Source organism: Natronococcus sp. A-GB1, from assembly GCF_029688845.1.
Lineage (GTDB): Archaea > Halobacteriota > Halobacteria > Halobacteriales > Natrialbaceae > Natronococcus.
Genome location: NZ_JARUKW010000002.1, coordinates 347023 through 368180 on the forward strand (window position 1 = coordinate 347023; position 21158 = coordinate 368180).

Annotated in this window: 22 protein-coding genes; 10 read left to right on the forward strand and 12 right to left on the reverse strand. The window is 65.8% G+C overall.

Features of this window, described 5'->3' with window-relative positions; all coding sequences use genetic code 11:
* The first annotated feature begins 35 nt into the window (after positions 1-35).
* On the forward strand, positions 36-437 hold the full coding sequence (locus QA600_RS04350; protein WP_278290733.1) for a DUF4870 domain-containing protein: 402 nt from the start codon (positions 36-38) through the stop codon (positions 435-437).
* 100 nt (positions 438-537) lie between these two features.
* On the opposite strand, the gene QA600_RS04355 is transcribed toward QA600_RS04350, so the two are convergent.
* Positions 538-2118, reverse strand: a complete 1581-nt coding sequence (locus QA600_RS04355) for a tryptophan--tRNA ligase (RefSeq protein WP_278290734.1) — start codon at positions 2116-2118, stop codon at positions 538-540.
* A 90-nt stretch (positions 2119-2208) separates the two neighbouring features.
* On the opposite strand from QA600_RS04355, the gene QA600_RS04360 reads away from it, so the two are divergent.
* Positions 2209-2604: an MGMT family protein gene (locus tag QA600_RS04360; protein ID WP_278290735.1), complete on the forward strand. Its 396-nt coding sequence runs from the start codon at positions 2209-2211 to the stop codon at positions 2602-2604.
* 79 nt (positions 2605-2683) lie between these two features.
* Here the strand turns inward: QA600_RS04360 and QA600_RS04365 are convergent, their stop codons facing one another.
* The 4 genes from QA600_RS04365 to QA600_RS04380 form a co-directional block, all read right to left on the reverse strand.
* Complete coding sequence (locus QA600_RS04365) at positions 2684-3115, reverse strand: Zn-ribbon domain-containing OB-fold protein (protein ID WP_278290736.1); 432 nt, start codon at positions 3113-3115, stop codon at positions 2684-2686.
* Positions 3112-4281, reverse strand: coding sequence for a beta-ketoacyl synthase N-terminal-like domain-containing protein (locus QA600_RS04370; protein WP_278290737.1), 1170 nt, complete (start codon positions 4279-4281; stop codon positions 3112-3114). Before QA600_RS04370 ends, QA600_RS04365 begins: the two co-directional genes overlap by 4 nt.
* Positions 4282-4467: 186 nt before the next feature.
* A complete protein-coding gene (gene endA / locus QA600_RS04375; protein WP_278290738.1) occupies positions 4468-5505 on the reverse strand; it encodes a tRNA-intron lyase in 1038 nt (345 codons plus the stop codon).
* 64 nt (positions 5506-5569) lie between these two features.
* Entirely contained in the window at positions 5570-6334 is a 765-nt protein-coding gene (locus QA600_RS04380; RefSeq protein ID WP_278290765.1) for an endonuclease NucS, read from the reverse strand.
* A gap of 93 nt (positions 6335-6427) precedes the next feature.
* On the opposite strand from QA600_RS04380, the gene QA600_RS04385 reads away from it, so the two are divergent.
* Positions 6428-7132 (forward strand): hypothetical protein, encoded by a 705-nt coding sequence (locus tag QA600_RS04385; protein WP_278290739.1) that lies wholly within the window; start codon positions 6428-6430, stop codon positions 7130-7132.
* A 43-nt stretch (positions 7133-7175) separates the two neighbouring features.
* On the opposite strand, the gene phnE is transcribed toward QA600_RS04385, so the two are convergent.
* The 3 genes from phnE to QA600_RS04400 are packed head-to-tail and all read right to left on the reverse strand — an operon-like array spanning position 7176 to position 9884.
* Positions 7176-8069 carry a phosphonate ABC transporter, permease protein PhnE gene (gene phnE / locus QA600_RS04390; RefSeq protein ID WP_278290740.1) on the reverse strand — a complete coding sequence of 298 codons (894 nt, stop codon included), beginning with the start codon at positions 8067-8069 and terminating at the stop codon, positions 7176-7178.
* The gene (gene phnC / locus QA600_RS04395) at positions 8066-8833 is read right to left on the reverse strand and encodes a phosphonate ABC transporter ATP-binding protein (RefSeq protein WP_278290741.1); all 768 of its coding nucleotides are present in this window, start codon (positions 8831-8833) and stop codon (positions 8066-8068) included. Before phnC ends, phnE begins: the two co-directional genes overlap by 4 nt.
* 37 nt (positions 8834-8870) lie before the next feature.
* Positions 8871-9884, reverse strand: coding sequence for a PhnD/SsuA/transferrin family substrate-binding protein (locus tag QA600_RS04400; RefSeq protein ID WP_278290742.1), 1014 nt, complete (start codon positions 9882-9884; stop codon positions 8871-8873).
* 165 nt (positions 9885-10049) lie between these two features.
* Between QA600_RS04400 and QA600_RS04405 the strand changes: the two genes are divergently transcribed.
* Positions 10050-10568: an AAA family ATPase gene (locus tag QA600_RS04405; protein ID WP_278290743.1), complete on the forward strand. Its 519-nt coding sequence runs from the start codon at positions 10050-10052 to the stop codon at positions 10566-10568.
* 69 nt (positions 10569-10637) lie between these two features.
* The gene (locus QA600_RS04410; protein ID WP_278290744.1) at positions 10638-11813 is read left to right on the forward strand and encodes an HD domain-containing protein; all 1176 of its coding nucleotides are present in this window, start codon (positions 10638-10640) and stop codon (positions 11811-11813) included.
* 15 nt (positions 11814-11828) lie between these two features.
* Here the strand turns inward: QA600_RS04410 and QA600_RS04415 are convergent, their stop codons facing one another.
* Positions 11829-12137 carry a MazG-like family protein gene (locus QA600_RS04415; protein ID WP_278290745.1) on the reverse strand — a complete coding sequence of 103 codons (309 nt, stop codon included), beginning with the start codon at positions 12135-12137 and terminating at the stop codon, positions 11829-11831.
* Positions 12138-12614: 477 nt separating this feature from the next.
* On the opposite strand from QA600_RS04415, the gene QA600_RS04420 reads away from it, so the two are divergent.
* Together QA600_RS04420 and QA600_RS04425 are read left to right on the forward strand one after the other, a co-directional pair.
* The gene (locus tag QA600_RS04420; protein WP_278290746.1) at positions 12615-13646 is read left to right on the forward strand and encodes a flippase-like domain-containing protein; all 1032 of its coding nucleotides are present in this window, start codon (positions 12615-12617) and stop codon (positions 13644-13646) included.
* Between the two features lie 45 nt (positions 13647-13691).
* Entirely contained in the window at positions 13692-14297 is a 606-nt protein-coding gene (locus QA600_RS04425) for a DJ-1/PfpI family protein (protein WP_278290747.1), read from the forward strand.
* Positions 14298-14366: 69 nt separating this feature from the next.
* Here the strand turns inward: QA600_RS04425 and QA600_RS04430 are convergent, their stop codons facing one another.
* The gene (locus tag QA600_RS04430; RefSeq protein WP_278290748.1) at positions 14367-14603 is read right to left on the reverse strand and encodes a bacteriophage holin; all 237 of its coding nucleotides are present in this window, start codon (positions 14601-14603) and stop codon (positions 14367-14369) included.
* Between the two features lie 390 nt (positions 14604-14993).
* Between QA600_RS04430 and QA600_RS04435 the strand changes: the two genes are divergently transcribed.
* Together QA600_RS04435 and QA600_RS04440 are read left to right on the forward strand one after the other, a co-directional pair.
* Positions 14994-15650, forward strand: coding sequence for an HAD family phosphatase (locus QA600_RS04435; RefSeq protein WP_278290749.1), 657 nt, complete (start codon positions 14994-14996; stop codon positions 15648-15650).
* A gap of 97 nt (positions 15651-15747) precedes the next feature.
* Positions 15748-15981 (forward strand): hypothetical protein, encoded by a 234-nt coding sequence (locus QA600_RS04440; RefSeq protein WP_005555184.1) that lies wholly within the window; start codon positions 15748-15750, stop codon positions 15979-15981.
* A gap of 1 nt (position 15982) precedes the next feature.
* Here QA600_RS04440 and QA600_RS04445 read toward each other — a convergent pair whose 3' ends face one another.
* A complete protein-coding gene (locus tag QA600_RS04445) occupies positions 15983-18343 on the reverse strand; it encodes a DEAD/DEAH box helicase (RefSeq protein ID WP_278290750.1) in 2361 nt (786 codons plus the stop codon).
* A 217-nt stretch (positions 18344-18560) separates the two neighbouring features.
* On the reverse strand, positions 18561-19970 hold the full coding sequence (locus QA600_RS04450; RefSeq protein WP_345782006.1) for an MATE family efflux transporter: 1410 nt from the start codon (positions 19968-19970) through the stop codon (positions 18561-18563).
* Between the two features lie 99 nt (positions 19971-20069).
* On the opposite strand from QA600_RS04450, the gene lipA reads away from it, so the two are divergent.
* Positions 20070-21035, forward strand: a complete 966-nt coding sequence (gene lipA / locus QA600_RS04455; protein WP_278290752.1) for a lipoyl synthase — start codon at positions 20070-20072, stop codon at positions 21033-21035.
* Positions 21036-21158 lie beyond the last annotated feature (123 nt).

Here is a 21158-nt window from a genome sequence, read left to right on the forward strand (position 1 = left end):
AAGGTATATATGATGATAAAAGTTAACAGGATGTAATGGCCATCTCAGCGACACCATCTGGCTCCGATCAATCTAAAAATCGTTCTCTGGGCGGCATTCTCGTCCACGTACTGGCGCTTTTCACCAGTTTTGTCGGCCCTGCCATCGTGTATGCCGCCTCGAATCATGAATTTACGCGAGAGAACGCCCGAAACGCGATTAATTGGCACATCATTGTTCAGGTTCTGTGGGCCGTTTCGTTCGTGCTTTCGCTCACAATGTCGTTGCCCTCTCCCTTCGATACGGCCTTCGGCTTAATTGGTCTCCCCGTGCTACTCGCATTTGCGGTCTTGGGTTCCGCTACATTTGTGTTTGCTATTGTGGCTACGTGGAAAGCGGCGTCCGGGTCAGCGTGGTCGTATCCCGGCACGATTAATATTATTGACCGACTCCGATAGTCGGTATATTGAGTGGTAACTGCTTGGTCTGTACGTACCGTCTGTCTGGTAGTTGAAGAGAGGTATACGAACCGTTCTATGACACCCTCGGAGGAGTTAATCAGGCCTTCCGCGGCGACTCGAGCTCGATATCGGCTGCCTCGAGCAGTTCCTCGACCTCTTCGCGCTTCTCCTGGTGTTCCTCGAGGAACTCCTTCATGAGCTGGGCGGCCTGTTCCTTGCAGTCGCCACAGAGCCGTTCGCCGCCGACACACTCGTCGTACACCCGTTTGGCGAACTCGTCGTCGTCGCCGGCCAGCAGGTAGGCGTACAGTTCGTAGACCGGGCACTCGTCGGCCTTTCCGCCCTTCTCGCGTTGCTCTTCGGCCGTTTCGCGGCCCCCGGTCGTCGCGGATTTGACTTTGTCGTACCCCGTCTCAGGGTCGTCGAGCAGCGAGATGTGGCTCGCCGGAACGGACGAGGACATCTTCCCGCCCGTCAACCCGGTCATGAAGCGGTGGTAGATCGACGACGGCGGGCGGAAGCCGTAGCCGCCGTTGTCGACCTCGACCTTGCGGGCCAGCTCCTCGGCCTCCGCTCGGTCGAGTTCGAAGGCGTCGACGTGATTCTCGTAGACGCGCTTCTCGCCGTCGATTGCCTCGATCAGGGTGTCGAACGCCTCGTCGGTCGCCCGCCGATCGAAGAAGCGGGTTCGCGGGCGGACGGGTTCCATGCCGGCCTCCTCGAGTTTCGTCAGCACCGTACTCAGGGTGTCGGCCGCGACGCCGAGCTCCTCGAGGGGGGTCTCCTCGATCGCCTCCGCAACGTGGACACACCGGAGCTGGTCGTCGTCGAACTCGGCCGGATCGAGCTTCTCGTGGAAGTCGGCGACGAGGTCGCGCTCCTCCTCCTCGAGCTCGAAACTCGCGTACGCCTCCGAGACTTTGAAAAAGCGGGTGCGCTCGGCCAGGTCGCGGGCCAGGCGGACGTGGGGGTCCTGGTCGGGACCGACCGGGATGACGGTCGGCTTGGGCTCTTCGAGCTGGGGGTAGAGGATGTCGGCCATCTGGGTGACGACCGACTGCATGTGCGAGACGTCGGTCTCGCCGTCGAAGCCGTAGATCGCCTGGAACTCCGAGAAGTTGGCGTCGGCGCCGATATCGAAGGCCAGATCCTGGACCTCCCGGTTCGTCGACTGGCGGTAGAGTGTCCCCTCGTCGGGATCGAATCCGAGCGCGAGCAGCGAGAGGAGGTAGTCCCGGGCGTGCTCGTCGATCTCATCCCAGCTCATCCCGCGGGCCGAGTTCGCCTCGAGATCGGCGATCAGCCCGTAGGCGTCGGCGCCCTGCTGCTGGTGCCAGATGATCTCGTCGAAGACGAGCTTGTGGCCGATGTGGGGGTCGCCGGTAGGCATGAAGCCCGAGAGGACCGCGGCGTCCTCGCCCTTCCGTAGCGCCTCGGCGACCGCTCGGTAGTCCCGGTGGCCGAAGATGACCCCGCGGCGCATCAGGTAGTGGGGGTTGGGCACCTCCTCGAGCACCTCGTCGAACTCCTCGATGCCGAACTCCTCGAATAGCTTCCGGTAGTCGGAGACGGCCGAGGAGCCCCACGGATCCAGCGCGACGTCGTCGGCTCCGGCTGCCCCGCCGTCCGCGATCGGTTCTCCTGACTCGGACTCCTCGGCTGGCTCGTCTCCGGTCATTAGCTGCGTTTTGGCGCGCCAGCGCGCAAAAGGCTTCGGCTTCGGATTTGCGACCCCGATAGCGAAGTGGTCCGCGGCCGATCGTCGGGTATGAACGTCCGACTCTTCGACGGCGAACTCGAGCTCGAGGATAGGCGAATCGACGCGGACCCGACGCTCGTTCGTGAACAGCTGCGGGAGTACGAAACCGGCACGAGAGAGTGCTTCACCCTCGAGGTCGATTCCCCTGACACCTTCACTGGGAAGGTGATGCGCGCGATGGAGCGAATTCCGTACGGCGAGACGCGCACTTACGGCGACCTCGCCGCGGAACTCGAGACCGCCCCGATCGCCGTCGGGCAGGCCTGCGGTCGGAATCCGGTTCCCGTGATCGTCCCCTGCCATCGCGTCGTGAGCAGCGACTCGCTCACCGGCTACGCCGGCGGACTCGATATGAAACGGCGCCTGCTCGAGCACGAGGGCGCCGAGATTCCTGGAGCCGAGTAGCAGGAGTTTGGGTTTGGATCTGAACAGACCGAGTCATTTGATTGGCCACCGACATTCGGCGTGGGTCCGGGCCTGACCCTCACCGTGGCTCGAAGATGTGGACCGGCCAGTCGGTCTCGTAGTCGAGCGCGACCTCCCGTTCTGCGGCCGTCGGTTCGTGCACCGTGAGTTCGACCGAGGCACCGATGGCGACGTCGGCGTAGTCGGCGGCCACGCGCCCAAGAAGGCGGCCACCGTCTGCGAGTTCTACGACGGCGACCGTGTAGGGTGCGTCCGCTTCGAACGCCGGCGGCGGCGTGTGGACTTCCGTATACGAAAAGACCTGGCCCTCGCGCGACCGTGGTTCGACGTCGACGGCACGACTGCCGCAGCCGTAGCAGGCCGGCCGCGGCGGTAACAGCACCTGTCCACAGTCCGCACAGACTCCGCCCAGGAGTTCGCCGTCCGCAAGGGCGTCGAAAAAGCCCGGAAGTGTCCGCGGGTCGGCTGCATCGAGGTCACCGTCAGTCATGGTGCCTCTGCCGTCGTGAGCACATGACCAACGGTGACGGCGTCTGCGACGCCCCCTTCGTTGAGCAACAAGGCCGTCTCGGCCCCCTCGACCGCGCGGTCGCCCGCAGCTCCCGTGAGCTGTTCGTAGGCTTCGAGCGCCTGCAAGAGCCCGGTCGCGCCGATGGGGTGGCCGCGGGCCTTCAGTCCGCCGCTCGGACTCAACTGCACGTCCGTCCAGCCGTCTGCCCGCTCCGCTGGCGACTGGTAGCTCTGATAGCCCGTTCCGGCGGGAGCGAAGCCGGCGGCCTCCGCGAGCAGCGCCTCACAGACAGTGAAGGCGTCGTGGACTTCCGCGAAATCGACGTCTGTGGCGTCGATGCCCGCTTCCTCGTAGGCCGTTTCGGCGGCGATGCGAGCGCCCGCGATGTCGGTCATGTCTCGCTCGGCGACCGCGATGTTGTTTGCGGACGCCCCGCTGCCCGCGACGCGTACCTGCGGGCGGTCGAGATCGTCCGCCAGCTCGGCGGTCGTCACGAGGATGGCGGCGGCGCCGTCCCCAACTGGCGCACAGTCGTAGAGTTTCAACGGCGGGGCGATGGGATCAGATTCCAGCACCGTCGCCACGTCGATCTCCTTCGGAAACTGTGCCCGTGGATTGCGAGCGGCGTTAGCGTGGTTTTTGACCGCGATTTCGGCGAGGTCGTGTTCCGTGGCGTTCGTCTCATGCAGGTAGCGCTTGGCGAGCAGCGCGTACTGGCTGGGCGCGGTGATACCGGAGCGTTGCTCGATAGCTCGGTCGAACGCCGCCGACAGCGCGTCCGTCGCGCCGCTGGTGCCCGCAGCCGTCATCTTCTCGACGCCGCACGCGAGTACGGCCTCGTGTTCGCCGTTGCGGACGTCTTTGACCGCGTGGCGCAACGCGAGTGCGCCTGCGGCGGCGCATCCCTCGACCCGTTCGGCGGGGACGTGACGGAGGCCGGCCCACTCGGCCAAAAGCGTTCCGTACATGATCTGGTGTTCGTAGCTCTCCGACTGGTTGCCGACGTACACCGCCTCGACGAGGTCGGCAGGGTCGGGCAGTTCGTCGAACGCCTCCGCGAGGGCGACCGAGAACAGGTCGCGACCCGGGAGGTCCGTGCGGCCGAGCGCCGAGGCGCCGACCGACGCGATGACTGGCTTTGGCATGTGTACCTATCACGGTCTTGATGGGCGTTGTTAACTGTTCGCATTCGACCGCTGGCTGAACTATCGAATCATAGAGTGCTCAAATGGCATCGAGGGAACTACTGAAATCCACACTTGTACGGAACGGTCTACAGGCGGAGCAGGCCGAGTGCCTCGGGACTTGACCCCGAGGCGGTTCACAATTCGTCAGGGGGTCAGCCGCTCGAGTGACCACCACTCGATCCCGTCATCGCCGACCAGGGCGAACACCATCGTCTTGCGGACCCCGTGGGCCAGCCGGACGTCGAGGGCGATGTCGCGGGGTTCGAAAACGTGGTCGGCGGGGTGGACCCGCACCAGCAGCTCGGAGTGACCCAGGTCGTCGACCGAATCGACGTCGGCGTAGGTCCGGAAGTCCGCGCCGAACTTGTAGCCCGTCTTGGGGACGAGCCCGCGCTCGCGGAGCTCGCCGTAGACCCGTAGCCGGCGGTCGAACCGCTCGCCTTCGACCTCGCGGCCCCGTTCCCGGACGGTCGCGGGGTCGAGGTCGAGTGCGCCCCCCTCGGCGAGATAGGTCGCCTCGAGCAGCGAACACTGCAGGGTCGGCTCGTCGTACTCCCGACCCTCGAGGGGCTGGCCGTAGAACGTCTCTTCGTACAGCTCGAGGGGCGGTTCCCAGACGACGACCCGGTCGGCGAGCAGGTTCGCCTCGCAGCTCTCGGGGAGTCCGGACGCCGAGGATCCCGTGGGATCCCGGCGGTTCACCTCGAAGTACGTAATTTCGCTTTCCTCGTCGACGACCGCGAGGACGCCCGCCTCGAGGTCCCGACCGGCGACATCGGTCCGCTCGCCCAGCACCCGCAGGGCGTAGGCGATCTCCCCGTCCTCAGGTCCCTTTCCACGGGGGAAAACGGCGAACTCCGTCTCCGGAGGATCCTCGAGCCACGGCTCCGCTGCGGGCGAGAGGTAAAATCCTCGCTCGCGGAGGTCGGCGTAGACCAGAAATCGGACGCCGAAGTCGGGACCGGGTTCGCGAGCCAGCAGCGATCGGAAGTCGAGTCGTTCGTCGCCGTCGACGACGGCCGCGAGGTCGCCCCGGTAGAGCAGGTGGGCCGCCTCGACCGGCGCGAGGGCGATCTCGTTGCCCTCGAGCGGATAGCCGTAGCCCCGCGAGTCGTGATAGCGCTGGCGGGCGTCGCCGCCGACGCGGACGACGCCGTCCTCGAACCGCCCCTCGAGTGACATACCCGGCTCTTTGCCGGGGATCACTAAGTGGCTGTGGATCCCGTCGGAGCCCGCTCCGGCCAGTTCAGTCGTCGACGCCGGCCTCGACCCGGTACTCGCCGACCCGTCGACAGGTCGCGTCGAGACAGCGCGCGCCGGTGCCGGTCTCGAACGTCGGCAGCCCACAGCCGCAGTCGCCGTCGACGACGCCGGCGGGCACCGCGAAACCGGTGTCACAGTCTGGATAGTGCTCGCAGCCGGCGATCAGTCCGCCCCGCCGGAGGATCTGCAGGTCGCCGTCACAGTTCGGTTCCGGACAGTTCCACTCGCGGTCGAACGCCTCGCGGACGGCCTCGTCCAGCGACTCACAGCCTCGGTCGAGACAGACGTCGAACGCGAGCCCGCGCTCAACGCGCATTCGTGGGAGGCCACAGGCACAGCGCTCCTCGCGGATCGTCGCGTCCGAGGGAATCCCGTAGCGGTCGCCGCAGTCGACGCAGTGGACCCCCGAGGAGCGAACGAGGGCGCCGTCACAGTTCGGACAGGTCCCAACTGGCGTTCCCGCCGCCGAGGCCGGGTAGTGGGCGAACCCCTCCTGTTCGTGAGCGGCGATCCGCAACGTCTGGGTGTCCTTCTTTGCGACGAGCGTGAAGTCGCCCGCCCGGTCGCTCGAGACGCTGTCGGCGCGGGTGAGCCAGGCGACGGGCTGGTAGCCGTCGATATCGTGGACGAGCACGGTGTTGTCGGGCTTGACGATCGTCGTTACTCGACCGCGGTACTCCGATCGGTCGGCATCCTCCGCGATGACGGTGCAGTCGCCCGCGAGCACGCGGATGGCGTCGTCGATCATGGGGTCGTTGGCCGCGCTCCGGTACTTAAACTCGAGGGCGGTGTCGGACTCGCAACGCCACATCTTTCTCTCCGCGCTCGGATCCACGACGGTATGGCCGATCCGAACGTGGAGCCCGCCAAGTTGGGGGATCCGTCCCGGTTCGAGGACGACGTCACAGCTCTGGCGCGAGCGCTTCGAACGGCTGAGGAAGCGGACGACGAACTTCGGCGGCGAGTGGAGTCGGTCGTGGGAGAGCTACAGGACCTCCTTGCGGAAGCCAACGGCGGACACGCCCCGATCGACACTCGGACGGGCGGAACGATCACGCCCCTGGCTCCCGAACCCGAGCGAATCGAGCTGGCCGACATCGCCCACGCGCTGTCGAATCTCAGTCGGTTCGCGGGACAGGGGAAGCACTTTCATAGCGTCGCCCGCCATTCGGTCCACGTCAGCCGCGAGGTCGAGGCCCGGGACGGGAGTCGGGCGGCGCAGCGATGGGGACTGCTTCACGACGCCAGCGAGGCCTACCTCTCGGACGTTCCCGCCCCGGTCAAGCGGAGTCTTCCGGGGTACACAGCCGCCGAGCGTCGGCTTCAGGCGGCCGTCCGGGATGCGGTGGAACTCGAGCTGACGACCGAGGACGAACGGCTGGTCGACGCCGCGGACGGAGCGATCGGGCGGTACGAGCTCGCGGTTCACTTCCCGAGCGAACGCCGAGAGAAACCCCAGCTCGAGGTCGCTCCCGCGGAGATCGATCCCGACGCCGACCCGAAGGCGCTGTTTCTCGAGCGGGCACGTGAACTAAATCTCGAGTGAGCCGAAAAACGGATCGAGTGAGTCGAAAACTGGAGCTGACGGGTTACTTGACGGCCGATTCGGCCATCCGCTGTGGAAAGCCGACGATGAGCGCGATCAGCCCGTCGGCCTCCTCGTCGTCGCGGAGGTAGGACCGAATGCGCTGACTGACCATCTCGACGGCGACGATCAGCACGAAGACGACCAGGATCCCGGCCATCATGTTGTCGTAGGCGCGCATTCCCTGCTGAACCTCGATGACGACGCCGATGCCACCGCCGCCGAGCAGGCCGAGCGTGACGGCCTGGCGGACGTTCACCTCGAAGATGTACAGCGTCCAGGCGATGAAGGAGGTTTTGACCTGGCTCAGCATCCCGAAGCTAACCGTCTGGGACTTCGAGGCGCCGGTTGTCTCCATCGCCTCGATCGGTCCTTCCTTGATCTCCTCGAGTTCGTCGGTAAAGAGACGGCCGAGGTTACCGATCGTGCTGACGAAGATCGCGATCGTCGAGGTGATCGCCCCGAGTCCGCTCAGCGGGATGAAGATAAAGAACCAGACCAGCGCGGGGATCGCGCGGGAGACGGCCATGATCGACCGGAAGATGAAATTAAACGGGAAGGGGGTTACCCGGCCGCTCCCGAGGACGCCCAGTGCGAGCGCGAAGGGGATCCCGAAGACGGTTCCGACGAACCCCATCGCGAGCGTGATTCCAGCCTCGAGCGGCAGGTTCTCCTCGATGAGGAACTCGAGGTCCGGGACGTAGTTGACGATCTGGTCGGTGAAGTACGGCCACTGCTGGTAGAGGTAGCTAAAGGAGAAATCCATCAGCCGTATCGAGCCGTAGAGCGCAACGACGAACAGCACCGAGAGGAGTCCGTACATGATCCACCGGACCCGACGGGTCAGCCGGATCTCCTCTAACCGCTGTTCGATGGCGGTGTCCGCATCGGTACTCATTGGGTCGCCTCCCGCTTGTCGTCGCCGGTCGACAGGAACTCTTCCATGTCGATCCCGCCGTACAGCTCGTCGATCACGTCGAGGGTCAGTTCGTCACCGTAGCCGTCGAAGACCAGCTTTCCGTCCGCAAGCCCGATGAACCGCTGTCCGAACTGTCGAGCGAGGTTGACCTGGTGGAGACTGATCATTGCGGTCAGGCCGCGCTGTTCGGCCGCGGAACGGAGATACCCCATGACCGTCTGTGCACTGCCGGGATCGAGACTCGCGACCGGTTCGTCGGCGAGCAGGATATCCGACTCCTGAACGAGTGCCCTGGCGATGCCGACCCGCTGTTGTTGGCCACCGCTCATGCGACCGGCTCGCTGCTCGGCCTCGTCGAGCAGTCCGACCGTCTCGAGCGCCTCGAGTGCTTTGATCTTGTCCTCGCGGTCGTTAAATCGGAGCACGCTCTCCAGGTAATCGGCCCGGCTCAGCGCGCCGGTGAGCGCGTTCGAGTATGCACTCATTCCCTCGATGACGTTGTGCTGCTGGAAGACCATCGAGACGTCGTTTCTGTGGGACGTGACCGGTTCGTCCTGGACGTACACTGCGCCTTCGGTCGGCGCGGCGAGTCCGTTGATACACCTGAGAAGCGTCGACTTTCCCGACCCCGAGATGCCGAGGACGACGACGAACTCCCCCTCTTCGATCTCGAACGAGACGTCGTCGAGAGCGACCGTCTCCCCGTACCGTTTTGTGAGGTTTTCTACTCGAATAGCGGACATGATTAAATTTGGGTGCGGTACCTATCGTGTCTGGCCGCTACTCTTCCTCAAAGTCTTCGAATTCGAGTCCGAGTTCGTCGAGGACCTCGTTGACCGGTTCGTAGTCGTCCATGCTGGCTTCCTCGATGCCGGTAAACCAGAGTTCGTAGTCCTCGCCGACGTCCTCGGGGATGAGGTCCTCCTCCTCGGCCGAAAGCAGCGCCTCCTCGATGTCCTCACGGACCGGATCGTCCCACTCGCTGCGGGCCATGATCGGCGCTCGAGGCAGCGGATCCGAGACGTCGAGCAGCTGCAGTTCCTCTTCCCCGTCTTCGAGTGCCGAGCCGGCGCCGTCGTACTCCGCGGAGTGCTCGACGAACTCCTCGTACTCGTCGAACTGCTCCTGGGGTATCTGGGGCGCGGACGCGAACGCACCCGTCGCCGCAGCCGCGACCGTATCGTCGTTGACCATCTGTTCGCGGGCCGTGTCGTGGTCGCCCGCGGTCTGGATCTCGAGGTCCTCCGCATCCCCCTGCGGGAAATCACCGATATCCAGTCCCGTGTCGCTCAGCATCGTCGCCGGTGCCAGCGTTCCGCTGAACGACATCAGCGCGCCAACGGCGATCGACTCACCTTCGAGATCCTCGACGCTCTCGATGTCGCTGTCCGGCGTGGTGATGATCGTCGAAAAGTACAGCGGGCCGCCGAAGGCCGTCCGCATCCCGAGGACGTCGGCGAACCCCTCGCCGCCCGGCACCGCCGTCGGCGACGTGTCGGCCATTTCCGCCTGGTTGGCGTCGAGCGCCTCGAGGGTCTCGACGTAGCTGCCGGCACGGATGAGTTCGATCTCGGCGCCGGTCTCCTCCTCGAGGTACTCCTTCATCGGCGTGTACTCCTCGATGATGTCGGTCTGTTCCTCCGCCGGGTTCAGAATGAACCGAACGGCGTCGCCGTCGCCGTCGTCGTCGCCGTTCCCCCCGAGACAACCAGCCAGCCCCGCCAGTCCGACCCCTCCGGAGGTCGCTAGAAACGTTCGTCGTGTGCTATCGCCACAGCGTGGTGTCCGGACCATACATAGTACCGTAAGCGAATCGGGATAAAGTCAATGATAGTTTCGCAGTATGGGCGGCTTCTTTTCATATTTATTGCTACAAGATCGATAAAATCTGACGAGCGATCATCGAGCGTCCGATCGGATTTCGGTCGGATTTAATACGTGTACGGCTGACCACCAGCCGTGGCCCGTCCAACCCTGATCGTCTACTGTGGCTTGCCGGGCGTGGGCAAATCCGTCGCTTCGGCGTACACGGCCGACCGGCTCGAGGCCGAGCGCTACCGAAGCGATCGGGTTCGGAAGCGACTCTTTCCGGATCCCGACTACACCTCGGCCGAAACCGACGCAACCTACGCCGAGTTGCTCTCGCTCGCGCGGTCGGCTCTCGAATCCGGAACCGACGTCGTCCTCGATGCGACGTTCCAGTCGAAACCGTACCGCGATCGAGCCGCCGAGATCGCCGGCGCGGTCGGTGCCGATTGCACGTTCGTCTACGTCGACTGCGACGTCGACGTCGTCGAGGAGCGCATCGAGAGCCGAACCGACTGCGTCAGCGACGCCCACTTCGAACAGCACCTGCAGTTGCGAGAGACGTTCGACTCCCTCGAGTATGAGCATGTGATGATCGACAACTCCGGGTCGCTCGAGCAGACTCACGAGCAGATCGACCGTGCGCTGCTCGCGCCGGTCGCAACGCGATAGCTCTGTGATCGGCTCGCAGCCGACGTCGAGACCACCGCGGCTAAGAGCCCGGTCCGCCGAGTGTCGGCTATGACGACGATCAAGGACAGCGTCCACGACTACATCGAACTCCGCCCGGTAGCGGAGGCGTTGCTCGACACCGAGCCGATGCAGCGACTCCGCTACGTCCGGCAGCTGAGCACCGTCCAGCTCGTCTACCCCGCCGCGAACCACACTCGCTTCGAGCACAGCCTCGGCGTCTACCACCTTGCCTCGCGGGCCGTCGACCAGCTCGAGCTCGAGGACGCCCTCGCCGATCGGCTGCGGGCCGCCGCGCTGGTCCACGACGTCGGCCACGGCCCCTTCGGCCACCAGACCGAGGCCGCTATCGAGCGCCACCTCGGGCGCCACCACGACGAGATCGGGTGGCTGCTCGCCGAGACGGAGCTCGGGACCGTCCTCGAGGAGGGAGGGATCGACCCCGACGCCGTCGCGGCGACCGTCGACGGCCGCGGCCCGCTGGGCGAACTCGTCTCCGGCGCGCTCGACGTCGATCGGATGGACTACCTCGTTCGCGACGCCCACCACACGGGCGTCCCCTACGGAACGATCGACCACGCGCGGCTGATCCGGGCGTTCCGACGCGTCGACGGCGAGCTGGCCATCGCCGACGGCAACGTCGCCAGCGCCGAGAGCGCGCTGATCGCCCGGACGCTGATGAACGCGACCGTCTACCGCCACCACGTCTCACGGATCGCCGGCGCGATGCTCGACCGGGCCAGCGAGCGCGTCCTCGCTGACGGCGTCCTCGAGCCCGAACGGTTCGCGCGACTGACCGACGAGGAGCTGCTGGCGGCGCTCGCCGACCACGAGCCGACAGCCGACGCCGCGAGCCGCCTGCGCAACCGTCGCCTCTACAAGCGCGCGGCCTGGGTCCGGCGGGATGCCGTTCCCGAGCGCTTCGTCGGCCTCGAGTACGACCGTACCCAGGAGCTCGAGCCCGAGATCGCGAGCGTCGCCGACGTCGCTCCGTCGGCTGTCATCCTCGACAGCCCCGGGATGCCCTCGTCACCGGAGTCCAGAGCGAAGATCCTCGTCGACGGGGAACCCCTCCCGCTCGGCGATCGGTCGCCGCTGGTCGCCGGCCTCGACGCCTGTGCGCGCGAGATCTGGCGCCTCGGAGTCTACGCTCCGCCGGATCGCCTCGATGCGGTTCGCGAGGCGGCCGCCGACGTCCTCGAACTCGAGGGCGACCCGGAACCGTAGCCATCGTTCGTCCTCTCAGTCGCCTGAGCCCGCCGATCCGTCCTCCTCGAGCCGCCGTTCGTACTTCTCGAACGCTTCTTCGAGTGCCTCGTCGGCGTCGATTCCGACCCCGTCGGCTAGCGCCAGCAGCGCAAATAGCGCGTCTCCGAGTTCGTCGCCGTTGATATCGAGCTTGTCCGGCTCGGCGCCGTAAGCGGTCGACTCGTTGGCGTCCTTGGCGAGCTCGCCGATCTCCGAGACGAGGTCGAGCAGCCTGAACTCCGGCGGTGTCTCGAGGTCGTGGTCGTCGACGAACGCCGCGACCCGTTGCTGTGAATCGTTCACACCGTATCGGACGAGCGCCGGACCGGAAAGGCGTGCCGTTTCGAACCGCTGGTGCCAGTGGCCTACGTAGCGCTCCGGAGGTTGATTGTACACTCCTAGCAGCGTTCATGAGGGACTCGCTCCATCTACCGACCCGCTGTGCGTGCGGGAGCTGCAGCTACCGGCCGTTCGGATGATCTGCGCATGAGCCTTTCAATCGCGCTCCTCGTTACTCTCTCCTGGATGGCCGTTCTGGTCCTCTACTTCACCTTATTTTTTGGAACGGCGAAAAACAGGCTCGAACCGGAGAGCTCCTTCGATAGATAGAATCCGTTCGAGAGAGTGGATTGCTGACGGACCCAAATCACCAGACCGTTACTTCCGGAGCTCGAGGCGCTCGTCGACGTCCCTCGAAGCGTCCTGGATCGAAACTGATCTCCGGTCACGGTTCGTTCTCGATTACGACGATCCGGCACTCGGATCGACTGTCCACCACGTATGATGGAACTCGATATCGAGGTTGACGTCGCGCGCGTCGCGGCGGCGTTTGCGATCGCCGTCGCGTTGCTCGCCGTTCTGGCCAGCGCGTTCGGCCACGAGGACGTGCTGGTCGCGGCCTCTCGAGCGGAGCTCCCGATCTACGCGCTCGGATTTGCGGCGATGGTCGGTTGCCTGTCGCTGCGTGGCGTGGTGTGGGACCGCGTGCTCGGCTCGGCCGGCTACGATGGTCCCTTCCCACCGATCCTGGGACTCTACCTTGCAACGCGGTTCGCGAAGTACGTCACGCCGTACGGACAAGTCGTGGCGCCACCGGGCGTCGCCTACGCCCTCGCGCGTCGTTCGGGCGTCGAGTACGAGGAGGGACTCGCCGCGATCGTTGGCGGGATCTTCGTCAACTACCTGCCGTACTACACGTTCGGCGGCTTCGGGCTCGCGTATCTGCTCGTCGGCTGGCGGCTCACCGGTTCCGTTCGGACGTACGCGGTGGCGTTTCTGGGAACGATCGGAGCCGTCGTGGCGGTCGCGATCGTACTCTGGCTGCGCCGAGACGGCGTCGAACGGACGCTCCTCGCCGTCGCGGCTCCGATCCGGCGCCTCCTCGAGTCGGTCCGCCCGTCGCTCGCCCGGCCGCTCCGACCCGAGAACCTGCGGGACCGACTCGCGGGGTTCTACCGGACTCTCGACGCGATCTCCGCCGATCGCGCCACGCTGTTCGCCGCGCTCGCGCTCGGCCATCTCGCGTGGTTCCTATTTGCCCTCCCGCTGTACCTGACGGCGATGGCGGTGAGCGAGCCGATCCCGCTCGCAGTGGCGATCCTCGCGGTCGCGCTCTCGAAGGTCGGATTTCTCACCCCGACGCCGGGCGGTCTCGGCGGCGTCGAACTCACTATTGCGGGTGTACTCGCGCTCCTCGCCCCCGTCAGCGCCGCGGCCGCGTTCGCGATCGGCCTCCTCTATCGCGTCATCACCTACTGGCTGTCGGTCATCGTCGGAGCCGTCGCGGCGATCGCGCTGTCGCTGTGGTGGTAGGCGCTCCGTCGAAATACGTTTCCGCGACGGCACGAACCTCTTCCCATGAACGACGTTACCGCGGAGATCCTGCTGTTCGACGGGTTCGACGAACTCGATGCGATCGGACCCTACGAGGTCCTCGCAAACGGCGCCGAGGCCGGCGCCTCGCTCGAGACGCGGCTGGTCACGCTCGAGGGGGACACCGATGACGACGGACTCGTTACGGCGAGTCACGGTCTGCGCGTCGAACCGGAGGATGTCCTGGGGGAGCCGGACCTGCTCGTCGTTCCCGGCGGCGGTTGGACCACCGAGGGCGGCGTCCGGGCCGTCGTTACCGACGGAGTGATCCCCGGCGCTGTCGACGAGCGGTTTGGAGCGGGTTCGACCGTCGCTTCGGTCTGTACCGGCGCGATGATCCTCGCCGAGGCGGGGCTGCTCGAGGGTCGTCCCGCGACGACTCACCAGGTGGCGATCGACGACCTCGGCGATTCGGCCGCGAACGTGGTCGAGGAACGGGTCGTCGACGACGGCGACGTGCTCACGGCGGGGGGCGTCACGGCCGGGATCGACCTGGCGCTGTGGCTGCTCGAGCGCGAGTTCGGCGCCGAAATCGCCGAGGCGGTCGAGACGGAGATGGAACACGAACGTCGGGGCGAGGTCTTCGGTTGACAGTAGTTGGAAATCCGCTTATACAGCCTACCGGATTGGACGGTGCGGCGAGGGCAATCAGATGACAGTTCACTTCGATAGCCAGTTGTAGATCCTCCCGAACAGGTATCCAAGGACGAACGCATCGATAAATCCCAGAATCGTTCCCCAGACGAGATCGCCCGGTTCGTGACTGTATCCAGGGTAGAGATCCGCCAGCAACAGCCGCCAGCGCTCTCCGTATCTCGTCCCAGCTGCCAGTTCCAGGAAGGCAACCGCTGCCCCCCAGATGATTCCGGCCGAGAGACCGAGCGCACGGGGATCCACCGTCCCAGTGGTCTCCGTGGCTTCGGCTGTGGGAGAACGGCTCTGCTCTTGGGTTGAGGGCTGTGAATCGCTCATTCCACCGGGAAATCGTCCCGCCCGACCAAAATACGGGAGGGGAGTTCCAGTCTTGTGAGAATTGATACACGGAGAGCTGGCCTACGACCGCTGTAACACTCGATACCGATCTCCCCACGGTCCTGTCAGTACTACCTTGGTATCGGTGACCTCACCCATGCCTGACGAACGGGCGAAGGTACGGACTTGATCTGCTATACACACGAGTTTCACTTGCCGAGTGGTAGTTTTCGTCGGCTGTCCGTGCCTCGACGGGCGACGGCGCCCGTGTGACGGCCAAACGGCTATACGTCCGTCCCCGGTAGCCCGACGTACATGAGTGCAGTCTTATTCGATATGGACGGCGTGCTCGTCGATTCGGAGGACTACTGGGTCGAGTTCCAGCGCGAGGAGGTCCTCCCCGTGGCCGTCCCCGACGAGGACGTCGACGTCGCCGAGGTCAGCGGGATGAACTACGCCGAGATCTACGACTACCTCGAGGGGGAGTACGGCACCTCGATCTCCCGCGAGGAGTACCTCCAGAAGTTCAGAGAAGCGGCCGAGGAGCTGTACACCGAGCGCGTCGAACTGCTCGAGGGAACCCACGACCTGCTCGCCGAACTCGACGAGCGGGGTGTGCCGACGGCAGTCGTCTCCTCCTCGCCACACGACTGGATCGGGATGGTCCTCGAGCGCTTCGACCTCGAGGGGGAGTTCGACGAAGTGATCAGTGCCGAGGAGATCGACGGCGACAGCAAGCCCGAACCGGACGTCTTCGAGTACGCCGCAGAGGAGGTCGGCGTCCCCGCCGACGAGTGCGTCGTCGTCGAGGACTCCGAGAACGGTATCGAGGCGGCCGACCGCGCGGGCGCGATCGTCGTCGCCTACCGGATCGGCGCCCACGGCGACATCGACTACTCGCCGGCCGATCGGACCGTCGACACGCCGGCCGAGGTTCGAGAGGCGGTCCTCGAGCTCGTCGCGGAGGCGTAGCTGTCGCCTTCGGCGGGGTGCCGATCGCGTTTGCAGAAATTGGATGATCGATGATTATTCTGCCTGATTTTATAGGCGCTCGCTCGAAAGGTGCGGTATGGACGATATCGACCTCGACGAACTCGCCGCATCGTTGACCCTTCGCGAGGAGAACCAGGCGATCAAGAGCTACCAGAACACGGTCGCGGTTTCCTGTCCGGCCTGTGACCTCCAGTTCGACGACCTCGTCGTCTGCAAGGAGAACCCGACGAGTCTCAATCTCTCACAGCAGCTCGACCTCTGTGTCGGCTCGGCCGACGGTCAGGCGGTCATCTTCACCCACAAAAAGTAACTCAGCGGACCTCGACCGTTCGGCGCTCCTCGAGCGGGACGAGGGGCTCCTCGGGGAAGGCGACGCTGACGCTGAACTCGAGGGTATCGGCGTCGGCGCCGAAGACGCCGACCGGGACCGTCTCCGTATCGCGTAGGTAGGTGCTCGTACTCGTCATCTCGACGCCATTTACCGTGACCCGAATTCCGGCCCGCGCGGGCTCGCCCACGTTCCGGACGGTGACTTCGCAGACGTCGTTTTCCCCGGCTCCGATCGTTTCCGGAAACGCGCCCCACTCGAGTTCGACTGCGGGCAGCGACTGGGCGCCCTCGTAGACGCCCTCGGCGACGCCCTCCGAGAGCCCGGCCTCAACGAGTCCCGCGATCCCGGCGCCGACGACGTCGCCCGGTGTCGACAGCCCCTCTTTCGAGAGCTTGCTCGCCCGTCCGGGGCCGACGCTGTCGATCGCGGTGAGCCCGACGGCGTCCTCGGCGACGCCGTTCTCGACCCGTGCCTCGACTCGCCTCGCGAGGTTCGCCGCGTGTGGGTCCGCCAGCCGGTCGAGGAAGGCGCCAAGCGCCGAGAGTAGCCGAGTCGCGTTCTGTCTGATGACCCAGGCGTCGCTTCTGAGCTCCGGAGGGACCGAGCCGCTTGCGGCCCCGCGTAAGATTGCGAGCACCTTCCGCTGGCCCGCCTCGAGGTCGCCGGTCTCCTGACCGACGAGCACGGCGCTGATCGCGTCGCGTTCGTCCTGGCGGGCCGACACCGAATCGAACTCCGCGGCGCTCGCAACGGCCTCGAGCAGGTCGTCGGGTCCGAGGGCATCGCCCTCGTTCGCCCGATCGCAGAGCGCCGCGAAGGCGGCCGCAGTCTCGAGGCGAAGGTAGTACTTCGAGGCGAGCACCCCGCGAGGGGTCGCCTCGATCGAGAGGTCGCCGGACTCGCCCATCGCAACGAATCCCCGGTCGACGAGCCCCTCGAGGCAGTCCCGGACGCGCTGGCGGAGGTTCGGGAAGTCGTACGCCTCGGGTTTGGACTGGCCGCGGACGTAGTAAAACGTCGTCTCCAGCCAGTCCATCACGTCCTCGAGGTCGGTGATCGTTCCCATCGCAATCTCGGCGTTGAGGTGGGTCTCGAGGGTCTCGGCGAGGCGGGACTCGATCTCCTTGCCGTCCCGGAGCAGTCGGCGGTACTTGTCGGCCTCCGCCGTATCGCAGACGACCCAGCCGTAGCCGACGTCGTCGTAGCCCGGCCGGCCCGCCCGCCCGAGCATCTGGAGAACGTCGAGCGGGCTCATGTCGACCTCGCCCTCGAGGGGGTCGTGCAGTTTCGTGTCCCTGATCACGACACAACGTGCGGGGAGGTTGACACCCCAGGCGAGCGTCGAGGTCGAGAACAGCAGCTCGACGTGGCCCGCCTTGAACCACTCCTCGACGAGGTCGCGGTCGTTCTTCGAGAGTCCGGCGTGGTGGAAGGCGACGCCGTCGAGCACGGAGTTGTGCAGGGTGTCGTTCTCGAGCTCCTGGGCCTCGGTGTGGAAGTCGTAATCTCCCCGAACGCCCATCGGGATATCGCGTTCGGCGATCTCGTCTCTGGCCTTCTCGGCCGCCCGGACGGTGTCCTGCCGGGAGGAGACGAACACGAGCGACTGGCCGTCTTCCCGGAGGTGGGGCTCGGCGAGATCCAGCGCCCGGTAGAGCCGGCGGTACTTGTCGGCGAAGGCGTTGTCGCCGTGAGTGTAGGTCCTGACGCCGGCGTTGAGTTCGACGGGGCGGTACTCCGCGCCGAACTCGAAGGTCGCTTCTTCGGGCGCATCGAGCCAGGCTGCGACGTCGTCGACGTTGGGCATCGTCGCCGAGAGGGCGACGATCCGTGGGTCGCAGAGCCGCCGCAGGCGCGAGATCGTTACCTCGAGCACCGACCCTCGGCGGTCGGCGTCGAGCAGGTGGACTTCGTCGATGACGCAGACGTCGATGTCAGTGACGAAATCGTAGCGCCGGGAGTCGTGTTTTCGGGTCGCCGAGTCGAGCTTCTCGGGGGTCATCACGAGGATGTCCGCGTGGCGCGCCCGCCGCGGGTTCAGGTCGCGCTCGCCGGTGACGACGTACACCGAGTAGTCGAGGGACTCGAAGCGGTCCCAGTCGTCTTCCTTCTCGTTGGTTAGGGCCCGCATCGGCGCGATAAACAGCGCGGTGCCGCCCTCGGCCAGCGTCTTGCAGATCGCCAGTTCGGCGAGCGCGGTCTTGCCGGAGGCCGTCGGCGCGCTCGCGACCACGTTTGCCTCGGACTCGAGCAGCGCGGGCAGGGCCTCGCGTTGCATCCGGTTGAACTCCTCGAAGGCGAAGGCGTCGGCGAACTCGGGTAGAACCTCGGCGACCTCCATCAGACGGAGACGGGGAGCGACGGGCAAAAGGCGTTTCCTTCGGCAGCTCTCGAGTTCGGCGGTGATCGGCGACTATGGCGTTCGCGATCGGCTGCCGGCGGCGGCCTCGTCGGCACGATCCGAAAGCGTGTCGTGGTACGCTCGATCGTGGCATCCGTTCGAATATGTGACGAACGACGGACGGATCCCGAGTGCGTCGCCAAAACAGCAGTCCGTCTCAGTCCGCCGCCTCGGAGCTCGCGGTTTCGACGGCGCGGACGTTCATACCCGTCTCGGTCTCGTACCAGTAGTAGACGCCAAGTCCGAGCGCGGCGACGATGTTCGAGATCGTGACGCCCCAGAAGATGCCCACGACGCCCAGCCCGAGCAGGTAGGCGCCGGCGAGCGCGACGGGCAGCCGGACGATCCAGTACTGAAACAGCGTCGCGACCAGACTCGTTCGCGTTCGCCGGGCGCCGTTGAACCCGGCCTGGAGGAGGTAGGTGGCGCCGATCGCCCAGTAGCCGTACGCCAGGATCCGCAGGTACTCCGCGGCGAGTTCGACCTCCGCCGGGCTCGCGTCTGGAACGAACAGCACCGACAGCGTCTCCGGGATCGCCCACTGAGCGGCGCCGACCGCGGTGAGCCCGACGCTCGCGATGACGACCCCGACCCACGTCGTCCGCCGGGCTCGCTCGGGGCGTTCGGCGCCGAGGTTCTGCCCGACCATGCTCTGTGCGGCCTGTTGCAGTCCGATCGCGGGAACGAACGCGATCGCCGCGACCCGGGCGCCGATCGTGTACGCCGCCAGCCCTGCCGCGCCGCCGACGATCGCGACGAGCCAGATCATCCCGACGCGAGCCGACTGGCTCGAGAGGTACTGGCCCGCGGTCGGCCACCCGATGTCGACGATCTCGCGACAGTCCTCGAGCGTGAGATCGGCGTCTGCCCGTGAGAGGGTAAACTCGTCGCGACCGCGGATCGCCATGCCGAGTCCGAACGTGAAGCCGACGCCGTACCCGATCACCGTCGCCAGCGCGGCGCCCGGAACGCCGAGTTCGGGGAACAGCCACCAGCCGAAGATCAGGAACGGGTCGAGGACGAGGTTCGTCGCGACCGCCACGACGTTGATGTACAGGGCCGCACGGGTGTCGCCCCAGCCGACGAAACTCGCCTCGACGGTGTCACTCGCGCTCATCAGGGGAATCGCGAACGCGAACGTCGCGAGGTAGGCAGCGGCGTACTGGGTGACGACGGCTTCGGCGCCGAAGAGACCGACGATCCGTCCTGCGAGGAACCAAACCGCGATACCGACGATCAGCCCGGCGATGAATCCGACGACGGTTCCGTTGACCGCGGCGCGTCGTCCTTCTCCGAGTTCGTCCGCGCCGACGCGCTGTGAGACGAGAACCTGGGTGCCGACGCTGGTGCCGACCGCGACCGCGGCCAGCAGGCCGATGATCGGAAACGTCAAGCCGACGGCGGCGACCGCCTCGAGGCTGTGGCGGCCCAGCCAGAGGGTGTCGACGACCTGCTGGAGGACCTGGACGAGGTTCTGGACGAGCAAGGGTGCGGCGAGGACCGCGAGCACCCGCGGTATCGAGCCCGTCGTAATCTCCTCGCGGTCGAGGTCGAACATCCTGACCATATAGATGCCGACATGCAAGATAAATATTTTTATTGAAACCAGGGTGAGATAAGGTCGGTGACCACAACCGTTTTTCACGCTGGCCCGCCAGGTCGAGGTATGAGCAGCGTCCGCAAGCCCAACTGGCTCAAGATGCGTCCACCATCTGGCCAGGAGTTTACCGACATTCGCAAGCGCCTCCGCGAGCGGAACCTCCACACCGTCTGTGAGGAGGCCAACTGTCCGAACCTCGGCGAGTGCTGGTCCGGTGGCGCCGGTACCGGCGACGGTGCGGGCGGGACGGCCACGTTCATGCTGATGGGCGATCGCTGCTCTCGAGCCTGCAACTTCTGTGACGTCCAGACTGGGGGGATGGAGCCGCTCGATCCCGAGGAGCCAGCGAACGTCGCCGAGGCTATCGCCGAGATCGGCCTCGATTACGTCGTGCTCACGAGCGTCGATCGGGACGACCTCCCCGATCAGGGCGCCGGCCACTTCGCCGAGACGATCCGCGAGATCAAGGCCCGCCATCCCGGTATCCTCGTCGAGGTCCTGATTCCGGACTTCCAGGGCGAGGACCACCTCGTGCGGAAGATCATCGACGCCGAACCCGACGTCATCGCCCACAACGTCGAGACCGTCGAGCGACTCCAGTTTCCCGTCCGGGACCGCCGAGCGGGGTACGAACAGAGTCTGAGCGTGCTCGAGCAGGTCGAGCGTGAATCCGACGTCTACACGAAGACGTCGATCATGCTCGGCCACGGCGAGTACGACCACGAGGTGTACCGGACCCTGGCGGACCTCCGCGAACGGGGCGTCGACATCGTCACCCTCGGCCAGTACCTCCGACCCTCGCATGACCACCTCGAGGTCCGCCGGTACGACCACCCGGACAAGTACGAGACCTGGCGGCGAGTCGCCGAGGAGGAACTCGACTTCCTCTACTGCGCTAGCGGTCCGATGGTCCGCTCGTCGTACAAGGCCGGCGAGCTGTTCGTCGACGCAGTCCTCCGCGAGGGGAAGACCGTCGTCGAGGCTCGCCAGGACGCCCGCGAGGAGTCGGGATCCGCGACGACCGCCGAGTAGTTCGTTCGCAACTCGTCCTCGTCCCTGGAGACCGACCGATCGTCCACCTTTCGGATTGTTTTTCGAGATACGTCCCACAACCCCCTCCTCTCGGCGCACTGACGCGGACGATCGGTCGATTCG

Coding starts and splice junctions, on each gene's coding strand:
- QA600_RS04425 (WP_278290747.1), top strand. CDS start 13,692: ATGAACGACGTTACCGCGGAGATCCTGCTGTTCGACGGGTTCGACGAA.
- lipA (WP_278290752.1), top strand. CDS start 20,070: ATGAGCAGCGTCCGCAAGCCCAACTGGCTCAAGATGCGTCCACCATCT.
- QA600_RS04355 (WP_278290734.1), bottom strand. CDS start 2,118: ATGACCGGAGACGAGCCAGCCGAGGAGTCCGAGTCAGGAGAACCGATC.
- QA600_RS04450 (WP_345782006.1), bottom strand. CDS start 19,970: ATGGTCAGGATGTTCGACCTCGACCGCGAGGAGATTACGACGGGCTCG.
- QA600_RS04350 (WP_278290733.1), top strand. CDS start 36: ATGGCCATCTCAGCGACACCATCTGGCTCCGATCAATCTAAAAATCGT.
- phnC (WP_278290741.1), bottom strand. CDS start 8,833: ATGTCCGCTATTCGAGTAGAAAACCTCACAAAACGGTACGGGGAGACG.
- QA600_RS04435 (WP_278290749.1), top strand. CDS start 14,994: ATGAGTGCAGTCTTATTCGATATGGACGGCGTGCTCGTCGATTCGGAG.
- QA600_RS04445 (WP_278290750.1), bottom strand. CDS start 18,343: ATGGAGGTCGCCGAGGTTCTACCCGAGTTCGCCGACGCCTTCGCCTTC.
- QA600_RS04400 (WP_278290742.1), bottom strand. CDS start 9,884: ATGGTCCGGACACCACGCTGTGGCGATAGCACACGACGAACGTTTCTA.
- phnE (WP_278290740.1), bottom strand. CDS start 8,069: ATGAGTACCGATGCGGACACCGCCATCGAACAGCGGTTAGAGGAGATC.
- QA600_RS04440 (WP_005555184.1), top strand. CDS start 15,748: ATGGACGATATCGACCTCGACGAACTCGCCGCATCGTTGACCCTTCGC.
- QA600_RS04360 (WP_278290735.1), top strand. CDS start 2,209: ATGAACGTCCGACTCTTCGACGGCGAACTCGAGCTCGAGGATAGGCGA.
- QA600_RS04370 (WP_278290737.1), bottom strand. CDS start 4,281: ATGCCAAAGCCAGTCATCGCGTCGGTCGGCGCCTCGGCGCTCGGCCGC.
- QA600_RS04380 (WP_278290765.1), bottom strand. CDS start 6,334: ATGATCGACGACGCCATCCGCGTGCTCGCGGGCGACTGCACCGTCATC.
- QA600_RS04365 (WP_278290736.1), bottom strand. CDS start 3,115: ATGACTGACGGTGACCTCGATGCAGCCGACCCGCGGACACTTCCGGGC.
- QA600_RS04420 (WP_278290746.1), top strand. CDS start 12,615: ATGATGGAACTCGATATCGAGGTTGACGTCGCGCGCGTCGCGGCGGCG.
- endA (WP_278290738.1), bottom strand. CDS start 5,505: ATGTCACTCGAGGGGCGGTTCGAGGACGGCGTCGTCCGCGTCGGCGGC.
- QA600_RS04385 (WP_278290739.1), top strand. CDS start 6,428: ATGGCCGATCCGAACGTGGAGCCCGCCAAGTTGGGGGATCCGTCCCGG.
- QA600_RS04410 (WP_278290744.1), top strand. CDS start 10,638: ATGACGACGATCAAGGACAGCGTCCACGACTACATCGAACTCCGCCCG.